Genomic DNA, 14,262 nt, shown 5'->3' on the forward strand with positions numbered 1-14,262 from the left:
GAGTATCATCTTGAGAGATTGCTCCAAATATCTCTAAGCGTATCTTCCAACCTAAGCCACTGAGATTGCTCACGAGGTAAACCAAATCGTAAAGCATCGCCTTCATCGCATAATCTAACTAGGATTCCTCTTTCCGCAAGTTGCATATGCCGCTTTTCTGCTTCTGCGCATTTCACTGTATGGAAAAGTGTTTGTCCTTCAATCTCTTGGAAAAATACGCTGAGTAGCGTTCGCATTTTTTTCCCATCGCTCATCAACTGTTCGCGGTTGTTCTTTTGCCATTTCTGGTCCAACAACGCTTGCTTCGCGACGTAACGAGTTGGTCCGGGAACGGTCCAAGGACCTAACCTAGACTGTACTTTTGCTAGCCAATCGGCAGATGCGAACAAAAAGCCCAGTCGCATGCCCGCCAACCCAAAAAACTTACCAACGGAACGAAAAACAAAAAGATTGCTTGGTACCCCTTGTGGATAGAGCGTCAAGGCAGAGTGATCAGGCGTCATGTCCATAAACGCTTCATCCACCACTAAACAGCCGTGTTCGGGCAGAGCAGATAACCACGATTGAATAATACGTGGTGCAAACTTGATCCCTTGCGGATTGTTTGGGTTAATCACGAGTAAAACGTCGCAATTGGCAATGGACTGCTCGTCTGGTTTGCCATCGTAAAAACTCAGTTCCGCAAACCCTTTAGCCACACATTGCTGCCACGCGTGCTGATGCTCCTTGTACCCCACCTTTGGCAGTAAGACTCGAAGCGCCTTAGTGCTAAACATCGGCAAAGTTGAAGCTTTGTCCAACACGCGGTGCTCGCATAGTAGAGATGGCAACAACTGAATACCCGCTTGGCTGCCCGCGATAGGTAAAAGGTGTGGGGATTGATAATACCGCTGCGCGGCTTCGATAAGTCCATCCTCATCTTCCGGTAAGCGGTTCCACACGTTTGTCGGTATATCGCTTACAGGGTAAGTGTATGGGCTCACGCCAGTGGATAAGTCCAGCCAATCTTCGACGGGAATGTCAAAACGAGCAGAAAATTCCAATAATTTGCCGCCATGATGAATCATAAGTTGGCTCCTGAAAGCAGCGTGTTCCAATCCAGCATTACAAGGCCGAGCAGTATGAGCGCGCCACACCACAATAGGCTGGTTCGCACGACCAGTCGACAAGCTCTTGGGATGTCTTCTGGCTTCGCGAGCTCCCCAGATCCCATGTGAATTTTATTATGCATTTTTCCATGATACATCGCAGGACCACCGATTCTGATGTTAAGTGAACCCGCGCCCGACGTCATGACTGGACCGCCATTAGGGCTAGAACAAGCTTGAGCTTGTGCTTTCCAGCATTCCATAGCCTGCTTGGTGTTACCAAGGATCGCATAACTGACAGCGGTAGCTTTTGCAGGTAGATACCCCATAACGTCGTCCGCTTTGGCGGCGATAAACCCAAAGCTATTAAATCGATCGTTTTTGTACCCCCACATAGCATCCAGGGTGTTGGTTAGCCTGAATAAAACAGCGCCCGGAGCGCCAAGCAATACAAACCAGAAAAGCGTGCCAAAAACCGCATCGTTCCCATTTTCTAGTACCGATTCTATGGCTGCGGATGTGATTTGATACTCGGACATCTGCTCGGTTTCTCGGCTTACTATCCAACCAACTTTCTCTCTTGCTTCGGCAAGATCCCCCGCCTGCAAAGGCTGATGAATCCAACTTGCATGTTCAAGTAAACTCTTCTGACCGATACAAAGGTAGAGAATCACCGCTTGAAAGAAAAACCCCCATAACGAAGAAGATCCACTCACCCAAGAAGCAACCCAAAAAACACCGCCAACAAAGGGGAAGATAACCAACAACCAAGCCACTGATCCTTTGATTTTGCTTTTCAAAGTATCTCTTGAGGCTGGAGTATTTATCTTTTCTTCAAGCCAATAAACGACGTTGCCAAAACCTATTAGGGGATGCCATTTTTTAGGCTCTCCGAACAAGGCATCCAGCACCAGTGCACCGCATATCGCTATAGCCGACATAAATACGCTGTTTACCCACCAATCCATTTAAGAAGCCTTTTTCCCTGATTCCAACTTTCCGACAACAATGTCGCCATTTTGGGGTAGCGAGAACTCCGCACCGCCGATAAACAATTGTTGCCAAGTACGAATCCACTCTCCATGCCCAACCACAATCACAGGTTGATCCGATTGTTGCCGAGTCACAGCGTAGATAAACGCTCGTATTCTGGAGTGGTAATGCTCAATAGTTTCAGGCATCTTCTTGTTTTTCCGAACGAAATCAGCCCCTAACGGTTTGCCTTCTAATTCTCCAAACGCCCTTTCCCTCAATCGTTTATCAACTACAAGGTATCCTCCCAATTCATTGGCCAATATTCTGGCGGATGATAGAGAACGACCTAAATCGCTGGTGTAGATAGGAAAGAGATTATTAGACTGATATTTAAAGACTTTTCGTGCTGAATGGCGGATCTGCTGGATTCCTTTTTGGGTCAAGCGGCTGTCGCGCCACCCTTGCAAAATGCCCGCTCGATTCCATTCTGTCTCTCCATGTCGAACTAGCACTATGGACCGTGTAAATTGCATATAAGAAAAAGCCTTAAAACAAAGGGATAAAAGAATTTACAGTGTAAAATTTCAAGTGATTTATTCTGGATGAATTTGATATTTCTGGTGGAAAAGACGCAAACCTCTCTGGGTAAATTCAATCGCTCTTGAATCCATATCACGCAAAGCCCATTTTTTTGACAATGCATCATCCAAAATCCATTGCCCTAGGCGCCCTGCAAGATGGTTGCGCCTTTCACTCCAATCTAAGCAGGCTTTGCAAAGAGGGCGTTTACTTTTCTTCTGCTCAGCCCCATCAAACCCGATGCTTTGGAAGTAGTGCAAGCCTTCATCTGTTAGCGTTGCGTCGTCTACATTGTCGGAAACCCACCCCTTTGACACCAAATGATCAAACAGCGATACCCCTAACTCCCCTGCTAGGTGGTCGTAACATACTCGCGATCGTCGAAGCCTTTCGTTTTCAGGTCCCGTTTTGATGCCTAGCGAAGACAGTGAAACTGAAATATTAAGTAATGATTCCAGTAGCGCCGCAATGTTTTGATTTTTAAGCTGAAAGTATTTGTGACGACCTTGTTTTCGGACCGTAAGCATGTCGCCTTCCACCAGCTTCTGTAAATGGCTGCTCGCCGTTTGTGCGGTGATATCGGCTTCGAGGGCAAGCTCGGTTGCGGTAAGTGCTTTTCCACCCATCAATGCCATTAGCATTCTTGATCGAGTTTTGTCTGCGATGAGTCCTGCCACATGGGCAATGTCTGGTTCCATGAGAATAAGTCCTTTCAGTTCGATGCTCATCGAAGCATGCGTTTTCTCGGGCTCGTAGACTGTAGCAAAAGTAGTAAGGAGACAACAACCATGACCATCACTTGTTTTATTGAATACCGAATCGACCCATTCAAAGTAAGCCTATTTGAACAGTATGCTGAAAATTGGAGCAAGATTATTCCAGAATGTGGCGGCGATCTATTGGGGTATTTTGTGCCTCACGAAGGTACTAACTATTGTGCCTACGGGCTCATTAGTTTCCCTTCTTTAACCGAGTATGAGGTGTATAGAAAAAGGTTAAAAGAGTCGGAATCGGGGCAATCTAATTTCTCATTTGCTAAAGACCAACGCTTTATCATTGAGGAAAAAAGAACGTTCCTTAAAGTTGTGTCGTCCACCTACAAACAAGCCCCTCGCTCTTTGGAAAGTATTGTATGATTGCCGTGATATTTGAAGTCGAACCCAAAGCGTCGGGCAAGGAAGCGTATTTCGATATCGCGGGGCAACTGAAAGAAGATCTGAACCAGATAGAAGGGTTTATTTCCGTTGAGCGGTTTCAAAGCCTAGTGACACCCAATAAGTTTTTGTCGCTTTCATTTTGGCAGGATGAAGCCGCTGTAAAGCGTTGGCGAACCTTGGCAACACACCGCGTTGCGCAAGATAAAGGCAGAAAAGAGTTGTTTACCCAATACCGCCTAAGGGTTGCACATGTGGTCAGAGATTACGGGCTGGAAGAACGGGCGCAAGTGCCATTGGACTGACAGTAAATCTGTTTTGGTTGACGCTAAATTAACGCCTGACAAAACCTTTACCAATTTTTCGGTATAAGGTTGCGCCATTATCTGAGCGCAGAATTACGCGGCTGTGTGGTTTGAATCTAACCCAAGAGTGTGCGGTAAAGGTTTCGTCATTGATTTGAAGATCGCCGTCCAATACAAAATATTCAGCGACCTCATCAACAACGTCTTCGACGAGTCGACTACCCGTTGTCAAGCGAATTAACTGGGTGTCTTCATACTCCGATTTCCAGAGTTGCAATGACGCAATACCACTTGCATTGATCTGCCAATCTGCGGCATTGGTATCCAAAATGAACGACTCGTGATTTTCTGAATCTGGCATTTGTGCCAGCTTTACAAAGATTTCACATCCCTCTTTCGAATGCGGTCGATGAGTTGAGCTTACGGGATTTCGAACGTAAACACCTTTTGGATAGTCGCCGTTTTCATCAGAAAAAACGCCATTTAAAGTAATAAATTCCTCGCCACCTGCATGGACGTGTGATTCAAAATAACTTTCTGGCTGATACCGAACAACAGAGGTCGCTCTGCGAACCACTTCTCCCCCCAGTCTTTCAAACATAATACGCTCAACACCAACCATAGGCGTTGCGGCATACGTTTGTTCTTCTGCCGCTAAACGGACGGTTTCATCAAATTCCACATTAAATTCTAAATGTGGTTGAGCAGCGGTTTCGGGTCTATTTTTCATCTTTCTGCCTTCCGTTAATTTATGTTTTCAATATAAGGAATGAGCGCAAAAGGGACGAACCATTAATTCTTCACAGCCAGTATAGATTTTCTTTACCGCTATTTAATCTCTTCTGCGTGTTTGCGAAGCCACGCTAAAAATTGAACCACTTTCTTAGGGACATTTTCACGAACATTGACCGCATAGTATTGCTGTTTACACACCACACCACCATCGCCAAAAGGCGCTATCAAGGCTCCATTCGTGAGGAGATCATTAACCAAGTGTTTCCTGCCCATCGCGACACCGGAATGATTCACTGCCGCCAACACGGCAAGATCAGAGCGGTCAAAAGACATACCCGAATATCTACCGTTTTTAAGATTAATACCGTTGGCATTCGCCCATTCATCCCACTCGCTTCTACCCGAATCGGTATCCCACGCTTGATCGTCATGGAGCAGCGTGACTTGATCCAAGAATTGAGGCTTTTCGAGCAAATCGTATTGCTCGGCATATTGAGGTGAACATACGGGAAAAACGGATTCAGACAGAATCTCTGTGCATTGTAGAGACGTGTTTTTCTTATCATCAAAATAGATGGCGACATCAATGCCGTACCCTTGAAGCTGGATATTTTCGTTCCCAGTGAGAAGCTTTAGTTCTATTAATGGAAATTGTTGTTTGAAGTCTGCTAGCTTCGGAACAAGCCAACACTGAGCGAAAGAGGGGCGCGAATACACGGTTAGCGTACCCGATACATCACCGTTTTTTATGTCTAAGACATCTTGATTTAAGGCGAATAAAGTTTTGCGCACTGACTGGTACATGCGCTCACCTTCATCTGTTAGAGAGACTTTTCGGCTGGCTCGATGAAACAGCGCAATGCCCAGCTCGTCTTCGAGTTTAGACATTTTATGCGAAACGGCACTAGGCGTAATGGAGAGTTCTTCGGCTGCTAAAGAAAAAGAGCAATGCCTCGCCGCGGCTTCAAAAGTATGCAGCTTAGATAACTGCATACTACTCAGGGTTTGTTGTTTTGAGAATCGATCCTGCTTGGTGTACACGTCTCTCTCCATGAATCTGTATTTACTGAATCATGAAGCTAGCACAAGTCGACTCTCGATGGGATTATCGCTTGTGAATTTGCACCTTATACCCTACCGGAGACATAGTGAACGCGAATTGCTCGACAACATCCTCCTGACCTTGCTGTGGCTCCACGCGAAACGAACTAAACAAAGCATGAAATGCCAGTTTAATCTCCATCATCGCAAGTGAGCGCCCTGGGCAAAGTCTGGCTCCGGCACCAAACGGCTGTAAGTTTGAAAACGAAGCGCCACCTTGTTCTAGCCAGCGATTTGGATCATACGTCTTTGGATCGGCAAACAACTCAGGATCGAAACCATTGGCATGAAGCATAACAAAAACAGGGGTTCCCTTTTTTACTTCAATATCGCCGATATGGGTATCTTCAATAGGTTCTAAATAAAGTTGGGGGGCGACAGGTTTTAAACGCATGGCTTCGTACATAATGGCAGTAATGTAAGGGACGCGTGGCAACGGCCAGGACAGAATATGTTCACTTCCCAAGTTTTGCAGTTCTTGGCTCAAATCTGCCTCTGAAGATTGGTCTCCGCTGACTAAGTATGACATCCACGCAAGCGTATTTGCGGTGGTATCCTCACCAGCCAATAATAGCGTGAGCGCGTTCGCGAGAATATCGTTGTCCGTGAGTGTGGAATCTCGGTTTTGCTCGATCAGCATAATCTGGAGCATGTTTTCAGGCATGTCGATAAGTGCCGGTTCTTGCGTCAATTTTCGCCTTTGCTTTTCAATACACCCCGTCACGAACTGCTTTACTTTTTCTAAGCTTGCGTCAAATTGTTTGTCTTTCTTTGTTTTAAAGAATCGCCACATTGGTATCGGTGACTTACAGCGCTGATTCACAATAGGGAAAACATCACCTAAGGCATCCGCTAAAGGCGTTTCTATTTGTTCTATGGAGTTAAAATCTTCACCAAACGCGAGCAGCGAAGTAACGTCGACCGTGTACTTTTTAAACTCGTCAACCAACTCTACTGCTTCTCCAGTTTCCGCCAGAGACTCAAAACGTTTTTTAAGCCGTTCAGTTACTACCGCAAGTTGCGGATAAAAGTGCTTTAGATGGCTAGGTTGAAACATGGGTTCCGTCAGTTTTCTTTGGTGCCGCCAGCGTTCGTCCTCTGCGGAAAAAATACCGTTCAAGCCAACTTCATCAAATACATTTTCAATGCTTTTAAGTCGACGAAACTCATCCGGTCGGGATTTAAGTACTTGCTTCACCTGAGATGGGTCCGCCAGCACCAATACGTTTTTTAGCCCTAGCCGAAGGCGGAACTGAACCCCGTATTCTGCTATCCAACCCAGCATTTGCTGATGGATATTGGGTTTCTTCAAGTAACCAACATGACCGAGTATTCCAGCGGTGGGTGGCATGGGAAGTTGCTCTATTTGCTTCATCCGTTTTTCCTGAAATAGTAATTTATTGGATTGCTAACAAATTAAAAGGCTAACAAAGTGTTAAGAGAGACAGGGTAAGCAGATGTAAGCAAAATTTCTTGGAAAATTTAGGCAAACTTGGACAACTTAGACAAAAAAGAACACGATAACTAGGTTATAAAAAACCAAGCCAATGAATAGAGCAGCGAAGGATTTCCACGCAGATGCATTATTCACCTCCCCTACCCAGCGATGGAAGGCAATAACAGACACATACATTCCATATATGGCAAAGATGGAAATCCAAAATTTCGCATTTTCAATGCCACCTGAAATATTTGGCTTAAGCTTACTCGTATCCTCAATTACGGTTAATAGTGAGATGCAAATCATCATTAACCCATACGCGTAAAACGTCAGGATCATGGTTGAACGTAGGTTGAGTTTGCGCCTTTCTAACGCACAAAGAATGAGATAATGGGTAAAAGCGATAATGGCGATGTAGGCTGCAAACCCCACCACGATGAATTCTTGCTCGATAAATCCTAAGGAGCGCTCATCTTTTAGTACATAGGGCGGAATAACAAAAACAAGCACGATAGATTCAATGAAATAGATTAGAGCGCGTTTGATGCCTGTTCTCGATTCGTCAATATGATCGACAAAGGTGTGAGGATGCCTAAACATTTTATACGTCGCCGAAAATATCACGAGGTACTTAGTAAAAAAGACACTAAGAAGATCCAGAAACTCCCTTCGATTTTCACCATTCCCCATGATATGCCTGCTCGGTTTTGCTTCACTCTCCTTTTGTTTAACATTCATCGGAGTACGCACCAAGCCCCTCAGAAAACAAATGCTTATGATTTCATATTTGCGACATCTTCAGCGGATGGTTTTCGGGCAATCATAAACATTGAGTCACCTCCGGGCTGCCATTCGTATTCAATGTCGAAACCCGCTTTAAGCAGTTTTTCGGTTAAGCTGTCTTTCGTCATTCGGTTCACAAAAGGGGCTAGATTGAGTGTTTGCATTAACGGAATTAGCAAACGCCATGCAATATTCAGTTGCCCGATGAGCGCCGTACTCGAAACGAAAATACCATTGGGTTTTAGCAAGTCGAATACTTGTGCAAGCACGATGTCGACATCATCCATTAAGTGAAGCACATTCAGCCCGAGTACCGCATCGAAGCTTTGCTTCGTCAAATTGAGTTGGTCAAACGTCCCCTCTTTAAATTCTATGTTGCTGACTCCCTCTTGTTCCGCTTTGGATTTTGCAATCTCCAACATGTTTGAGGAAATATCGATGGCAACAATGCTGCTTACATAAGGGGAATGGTTGATTGCTGTTGTACCCGTTCCGCAACCAAATTCTAGAATGTTCCAGCCTTGTTCAAAGTAACTTTGCGTTACCTCCAGCTTCTTTTGATATACCGCCTCGTCTCTGACTGGTCTTTTGGCATACTTGGGTGCGCTTTTATTCCAAAAGTCTTTAGCTTCTTTCACTTGTATTCCCCTTATCAAAGTGGCGATAGCGAACGTTTACTCTATTCGAATTCAAGATGTCTTAGTTGAACTGGATTCACACATACGTGATTATTCATCATTTGTTATTTATACAAGACACAGATTAAATAGACCTTTAACCCAAGTAACCACAAGATGCTAGGTTCACGTTATATGGAGTACCCAAAGGAATGGTCGCGTCTAATCACTCGGATTTAATTCAGCGGTTCCCGTTGCTTAAAAAACTTATCTCACTTGAAGAAATCTGCTGGTTTAACCCCAATGCCACCAACTTAGAAACAGGGTTGCCTTATGTGGGCTTAGGCATAGACGATATTCAGCAGGCGAGCCACCGATTAAAAAGGTTTGCCCCTTACATTAGTGAGGTGTTCCCTGAAACGAAAATCAACCAAGGCATGATTGAATCGGAATTGGTCGAGATTCCACATATGCACAAAAAATTAGAGCAGCTCTACGACACAAAAGTAGCAGGGAGATTAATGCTGAAAAAAGACAGTCATCTCCCCATTTCAGGATCTATCAAAGCACGAGGTGGCATTTATGAAGTTTTGACTCATGCTGAACAGTTGGCGATAGAAGCAGGGCTGCTCAAGGAAAGTGATGATTACCGCATCATCAACTCCGACGCGTTCCGAGCGTTCTTCAGCCAATACAAAATAGCGGTAGGGTCAACAGGGAACCTCGGTCTGTCGATAGGTATTATGAGTGCCAAGCTTGGATTTTCAGTGTCCGTTCATATGTCAGCAGACGCGCGACAGTGGAAAAAAGACAAGCTTCGACACCACGGTGTCAATGTGGTGGAATACCAACAAGATTACGGGGTGGCCGTCGAACAAGGGCGTAAAGAAGCTGAAAAGGATCCACACTGCTTTTTTATCGATGATGAAAATTCACAAACCCTTTTCCTAGGGTATTCCGTTGCTGGAGAAAGGCTGAAACAGCAGTTAGAAAAGCAAAACATCACCGTAGATGAAGATCACCCGCTGTTTGTGTATTTACCATGTGGAGTGGGTGGCGGACCTGGGGGCGTCGCGTTTGGTTTAAAAATGGCACTCGGCGACCACGTGCACTGCATTTTTGCCGAACCGACCCACTCTCCTTGCATGATGCTTGGCGTACACACGGGTTTGCACGATCAAATATGCGTGCAAGATTTGGGGATTGATAACGTAACTGCGGCCGATGGCTTGGCGGTTGGCAGAGCTTCTGGCTTTGTTGGAAGAGCCATGGAACGTTTGCTAGACGGGTACTACACCTTATCAGACGAGCATATGTATCGCTTACTGCGAGAACTGTCGTTAACGGAAGATATACAACTAGAACCGTCCGCTTTGGCTGGTATGGCAGGGCCATTTCATGTTTGCACACACCAAGACTACTTAGACAAGTTCGGCATCGATAACACCAAATTGGACAACGCCACTCACATAGTCTGGGCAACTGGCGGCGGTATGGTGCCGAAGGAAGAAATGACCAGGTATACCAATCACCCACGATAAAATTCAATTATTCAGCAATGATACGTGAAACAAAAATCGAGCCCGTAAGCTCGATTTTTTCACTTAAAACTTTATTGAACCACGCCCCGTTTGCTCATCACGAGGGGATGAGTTTGGTTTCTTCTCGGGTTGTTCTTTCTTAGCCTTTTTGCTGGTCGCGCTGTTTTTATTGCTAGAGCTAGACTTTTTATTACCTGAAGCTGGCTTTTTATTCTTAGGAGGACTCGCCTTACGACGTTCTTGCTTAATGGATTTCGCTTCTTTGGGTTCTGGTTCTGATACTGGCGCATCGCAAATGATAACGTAATATTCCTGATTGAATTCAATCAAGTCACCATCGTAAAGCTTTCGACGCTTGCGAGTTTCTAGCTCACCATTAACGGCTACATAACCCTCTGAAATGGCGTATTTCGCTTCACCACCACCACTCACCACATTAGCAATTTTTAATACTTTGTAGAGCTCTATTGGCTGAGATGCGACCTCAACCCCTAGCGCTTCTACTTCAATCTCTTCACTCATTAACGAATCTCACTAGAAAGGACGCGACATTGTAACGATTTTTTCCGGGCATGTAGACATTAATGGCAACCAGAGCATTTATGCTCCAACAGTTTCAAAATGTCTTCAGGCTTGCTCCACAAGTGGAAGGGGGTTTCTGCCGTAAGCTCTTGCTTCGAACCGTAGCCCCACAACACGCCTGCACTCTTCAGTCCATTTTTGTGTGCAGCAGTCAAATCCACGGCTCGGTCTCCAACCATCAAAGAACGTGCTGTAATAACCCCTTTCTTTTTTAGAGATTCCAATTGTTGCCATTTCTCAATACCAACGTCGCCACCATCAACGAATGCAAAGAGATCTCGAAGACCATGCATTTCTAGAATTTGACTGGCGTAATCTGCTCGTTTAGATGTGCAAAGACCAAGTGTAAATTGTTCAGATTGATGGAGGGTTTTCAGCGTTTGGGCAATGCCAGCGTAAAGGGTATTTTCTTTGTATCCGATTTTGGAATAACGTTCGCGGTATTTGTCGACGAGAGATTGTATGAGTTTGGGGTCGTTTTGCTTGGTGATGTCGTAAAAAGTGAGGTCTAACGGAGGGCCGATGTAATTGAGTAAGTGCTGCTCTGGGTAACTGGGGAAGTTGTGCGCTTGCAGCGAATAATTTATAGACCGTATAAAGCCTTGCCGGGGTTCGACGAGTGTACCGTCCAAATCAAAAATTATGGTTTGATAATCCAATATTCCCTCCTTGCTGTCCGAATTTTTAGTGTTCATGGTACTGCTTTTTATAGCCCTTAGATAGTAACGAAACTGTTAAAAAAACACCATTGAAAATTCATGTAAATTTAGTGGGGTCTTAATAGTGGCATTAATCTGGTTTGCGTTAGACTTCACTCCCATTTACAGTGAACGTTGTCGCGTTCTGATAAGCAAACAAGGAAGTGGTAATGATCAGTATGGAATTTCTTCTCACAACCCTAATCGTCGTTTTAATACCTGGGACGGGTGTGATTTTTACAATTTCCGTTGGGTTGTTTCAAGGTCGACGTGCCAGTATGGCAGCAGCCTTCGGCTGTACTTTAGGTATTATTCCAGCGCTTCTGGCATGTGTGTTGGGTTTGAGTGCCATTTTGCACACCAGTGCTTTAGCGTTTCAAATAATAAAATACGCAGGCGCCGCGTATCTGCTTTACCTCGCTTGGGGGATGTGGCGTGCTAGCAACGAAGGGAAAATGACATTTTCTAAAACAGAGAATTCTTCATTTCGAACAGTCTCCACTCAAGCATTCCTTCTCAATATCTTGAATCCCAAGTTATCGCTGTTCTTTTTGGCTTTCCTTCCACAATTCATCCCTAGCAATACTGAAGCCACGCTTTTTAGCATGCTGGTATTAGGTGGAATATTCATGCTGATGACGTTTGTGGTGTTTGTTGCCTACGGTTTGTTGGCTCATCAGGTAAGCCAATACGTGACTCAATCTAAACGCGCAATTGCGTTGATTCAAAAAGTATTTTCAGCCAGTTTTGCGGGGTTAGGCGCTAAACTGGCACTAAGCGAAAACTCGCTCTAAGAACCAATACTCCTACTTAACTTACTCAACTGACCTCAAGATTCGAAACCCAATACATCCGAATCATTTGAGGTCAGTTGAATTTCTAAAATGGGCAATTGTCGCCCTTCTGGTAATGATGGATAAACGCCAACTTGCTTGGCACCATATTTTTGATAGAAACCCACGGCATTTGGGTCTGACACAATGACTAACTTTTCAGCTGATTTCTCACTTATTCGAGCAAACATGTCAGTCATCATTTGATCGCCAAACCCTAACCCTAGAAATCGCGGTGAAACAAAGCAATCTTCTAGTTCGAAGACTTTACCTTCAGACTGGCTAAATGAATACAAGCAGCACAATAAACCGTCAGGGGTCACGCCTTTATAAAAGTGACGGTGCATAAAGCACGCCTCTGTAATGGTAAGCCCTGTGCGCCAAAGCTCGATTTGCTCTGGGCTATATCCCCAAGATGCTTTTGAAGCAAAGATCAGGGTATTGATGTTTGGAATGTCTTTAAGTTGCGCTTTAATGAAAGAACAGCGCGCTGTTGGAGAGTCTGTCATGGAATCCGTTACTGCAGTTACCCTTGTTCATTGGGCAATGATGACAATTTAAAGTTCAAAAGGAAGCTGCATTTGCCACACCAAGCCTCGTTCATCCGATTCTAGTTTCGCATGCCCCGCAAGAGAGGTATTGATGATATTTGCGGCTACCGTTGCACTCAAGCCAACATGCCCCGCTCGCCCACGTTTAGTGGTGAAAAATGGCCTAATTACTTCCGTCAAAATCTCGTTTTCAACGCCCACGCCATTGTCCCAATAAGTAATCGTAAGATGCTGCCCTGCTCGCTGCCACGAAATATGGATATTGCGTTTCTCTTCTGTATTTGAATAGGCATGAACTAAAGAGTTTTCTATCAAGTTGTTGAACACTATCCCAAGAAGTTTCGCATCGGTTTTTAACAGCTCTTTTTCACCATCCAGCCGAACCATTACTCCCGATTCTGCCAGTTTGGCGTGGAAATGCGCGATAACTTTTTCGATAACTTTAATCAGGCTCACTTCTTCAATGTTCAATTCATTTTCCGTATCAGAAATCGATTTAAACATTTCCATCATGTCGGCAACCCGATTTAAGTTATTCAGGTTTAGATCAACACTGTCGTGGCAGAAGATGATGAAATCTTTTAGTTTCGAACTGGTGATCTTTTGATCCCTAAACTGCTGTTCAAAACTCAAAATGGTCTCTCTCATATGGGTAGAGGTAAGAATGCTTGTCCCTAGCGGAGTATTAATTTCATTTGCTACCCCAACCACTAGGTTATTTAACGCGGAGGTGAGCTCTTTTTTAAGGAGTTTTTTCTGTGCTTCACGGAGTGTCAGTTGAGTCTTTACTCTCGCCAATACTTCTTGAGGGCGATACGGTTTAGAAATGTAATCGACGCCCCCCGCATCCAACGCTTCGACAATGCTTTCCACATCCGTGAATGCACTCACAAAAATAACGGGGATGTCACTGGTATCGGTGTTCTCTTTTAGAATTTTACACAACTCAATCCCAGACATACGGGGCATTTTGATGTCTGAAATGATCAAGTCGGGTTTTTGTTTTTCCACCAGCTTCAAAGCAATGTGTCCACTGGTTGCAGCACGAATACGATACTCCGGCTGCTGCATGATAAGTTGCAACATCCTTAAGTTTTCTGCCACATCATCGACAATCAAAAGTTCATACATAGATCACGTAACACCCCGTTTTTTAAATCAAGTATAGACGAGGAAAATGAGAGTTATTGAGCCAAATGAAAATTTCTGAAATCAAGTCGTTGTCTTCTTGGGAAAAGTGCACATTGTTAACTATGCTATTTAGAGTTGTGTTCCCGTA

Annotated in this window: 17 protein-coding genes; 4 read left to right on the plus strand and 13 right to left on the minus strand. The window is 44.6% G+C overall.

All coding sequences use genetic code 11. The features are described 5' to 3' along the window. Window positions 1-5 precede the first annotated feature (5 nt). Genes LDO37_RS26260 through LDO37_RS26275 form a run of 4 tightly spaced genes read right to left on the minus strand, consistent with a single transcriptional unit; the run spans window position 6 to window position 3,340 of the window. Window positions 6-1,067: a threonine-phosphate decarboxylase gene (locus LDO37_RS26260; RefSeq protein ID WP_126610120.1), complete on the minus strand. Its 1,062-nt coding sequence runs from the start codon at window positions 1,065-1,067 to the stop codon at window positions 6-8. Continuing rightward, window positions 1,064-2,056 (minus strand): adenosylcobinamide-phosphate synthase CbiB, encoded by a 993-nt coding sequence (gene cbiB, locus LDO37_RS26265; RefSeq protein WP_126610119.1) that lies wholly within the window; start codon window positions 2,054-2,056, stop codon window positions 1,064-1,066. Before cbiB ends, LDO37_RS26260 begins: the two co-directional genes overlap by 4 nt. Next, window positions 2,057-2,596: a histidine phosphatase family protein gene (locus LDO37_RS26270; RefSeq protein WP_126610118.1), complete on the minus strand. Its 540-nt coding sequence runs from the start codon at window positions 2,594-2,596 to the stop codon at window positions 2,057-2,059. A gap of 60 nt (window positions 2,597-2,656) precedes the next feature. After that, window positions 2,657-3,340, minus strand: a complete 684-nt coding sequence (locus LDO37_RS26275) for an ArsR/SmtB family transcription factor (RefSeq protein ID WP_126610117.1) — start codon at window positions 3,338-3,340, stop codon at window positions 2,657-2,659. Window positions 3,341-3,430: 90 nt separating this feature from the next. On the opposite strand from LDO37_RS26275, the gene LDO37_RS26280 reads away from it, so the two are divergent. Together LDO37_RS26280 and LDO37_RS26285 are read left to right on the plus strand one after the other, a co-directional pair. Then, complete coding sequence (locus tag LDO37_RS26280; RefSeq protein WP_126610116.1) at window positions 3,431-3,778, plus strand: NIPSNAP family protein; 348 nt, start codon at window positions 3,431-3,433, stop codon at window positions 3,776-3,778. Then, window positions 3,775-4,101 carry an antibiotic biosynthesis monooxygenase family protein gene (locus LDO37_RS26285; protein ID WP_126610115.1) on the plus strand — a complete coding sequence of 109 codons (327 nt, stop codon included), beginning with the start codon at window positions 3,775-3,777 and terminating at the stop codon, window positions 4,099-4,101. Before LDO37_RS26280 ends, LDO37_RS26285 begins: the two co-directional genes overlap by 4 nt. 28 nt (window positions 4,102-4,129) lie before the next feature. On the opposite strand, the gene LDO37_RS26290 is transcribed toward LDO37_RS26285, so the two are convergent. The 5 genes from LDO37_RS26290 to LDO37_RS26310 form a co-directional block, all read right to left on the minus strand. Beyond that, on the minus strand, window positions 4,130-4,831 hold the full coding sequence (locus LDO37_RS26290; RefSeq protein WP_126610114.1) for a cupin domain-containing protein: 702 nt from the start codon (window positions 4,829-4,831) through the stop codon (window positions 4,130-4,132). A 98-nt stretch (window positions 4,832-4,929) separates the two neighbouring features. Next, the gene (dsdC, locus tag LDO37_RS26295; protein ID WP_126610113.1) at window positions 4,930-5,877 is read right to left on the minus strand and encodes a DNA-binding transcriptional regulator DsdC; all 948 of its coding nucleotides are present in this window, start codon (window positions 5,875-5,877) and stop codon (window positions 4,930-4,932) included. Between the two features lie 64 nt (window positions 5,878-5,941). Continuing rightward, a complete protein-coding gene (locus LDO37_RS26300; protein ID WP_126610112.1) occupies window positions 5,942-7,312 on the minus strand; it encodes a cytochrome P450 in 1,371 nt (456 codons plus the stop codon). Between the two features lie 126 nt (window positions 7,313-7,438). Continuing rightward, window positions 7,439-8,116: a hypothetical protein gene (locus LDO37_RS26305; protein WP_126610111.1), complete on the minus strand. Its 678-nt coding sequence runs from the start codon at window positions 8,114-8,116 to the stop codon at window positions 7,439-7,441. Window positions 8,117-8,151: 35 nt separating this feature from the next. Then, window positions 8,152-8,799, minus strand: a complete 648-nt coding sequence (locus LDO37_RS26310; RefSeq protein WP_126610110.1) for a class I SAM-dependent methyltransferase — start codon at window positions 8,797-8,799, stop codon at window positions 8,152-8,154. A 191-nt stretch (window positions 8,800-8,990) separates the two neighbouring features. Between LDO37_RS26310 and LDO37_RS26315 the strand changes: the two genes are divergently transcribed. Then, window positions 8,991-10,319 (plus strand): D-serine ammonia-lyase, encoded by a 1,329-nt coding sequence (locus tag LDO37_RS26315; RefSeq protein WP_126610109.1) that lies wholly within the window; start codon window positions 8,991-8,993, stop codon window positions 10,317-10,319. 63 nt (window positions 10,320-10,382) lie between these two features. On the opposite strand, the gene LDO37_RS26320 is transcribed toward LDO37_RS26315, so the two are convergent. Further along, window positions 10,383-10,841: an RNA-binding S4 domain-containing protein gene (locus LDO37_RS26320; RefSeq protein WP_126610108.1), complete on the minus strand. Its 459-nt coding sequence runs from the start codon at window positions 10,839-10,841 to the stop codon at window positions 10,383-10,385. A gap of 59 nt (window positions 10,842-10,900) precedes the next feature. After that, window positions 10,901-11,596: an HAD family hydrolase gene (locus LDO37_RS26325; RefSeq protein WP_126610107.1), complete on the minus strand. Its 696-nt coding sequence runs from the start codon at window positions 11,594-11,596 to the stop codon at window positions 10,901-10,903. Window positions 11,597-11,769: 173 nt separating this feature from the next. Between LDO37_RS26325 and LDO37_RS26330 the strand changes: the two genes are divergently transcribed. Further along, entirely contained in the window at window positions 11,770-12,393 is a 624-nt protein-coding gene (locus tag LDO37_RS26330; protein WP_126610106.1) for a LysE family translocator, read from the plus strand. 35 nt (window positions 12,394-12,428) lie between these two features. Here LDO37_RS26330 and LDO37_RS26335 read toward each other — a convergent pair whose 3' ends face one another. Continuing rightward, entirely contained in the window at window positions 12,429-12,941 is a 513-nt protein-coding gene (locus LDO37_RS26335; RefSeq protein WP_126610105.1) for a GNAT family N-acetyltransferase, read from the minus strand. Between the two features lie 48 nt (window positions 12,942-12,989). Continuing rightward, window positions 12,990-14,114, minus strand: coding sequence for a hybrid sensor histidine kinase/response regulator (locus tag LDO37_RS26340; RefSeq protein ID WP_126610104.1), 1,125 nt, complete (start codon window positions 14,112-14,114; stop codon window positions 12,990-12,992). Window positions 14,115-14,262 lie beyond the last annotated feature (148 nt).

Origin of the sequence: Vibrio penaeicida, from assembly GCF_019977755.1 — a bacterium.
Taxonomy (GTDB): Bacteria; Pseudomonadota; Gammaproteobacteria; order Enterobacterales; family Vibrionaceae; genus Vibrio; species Vibrio penaeicida.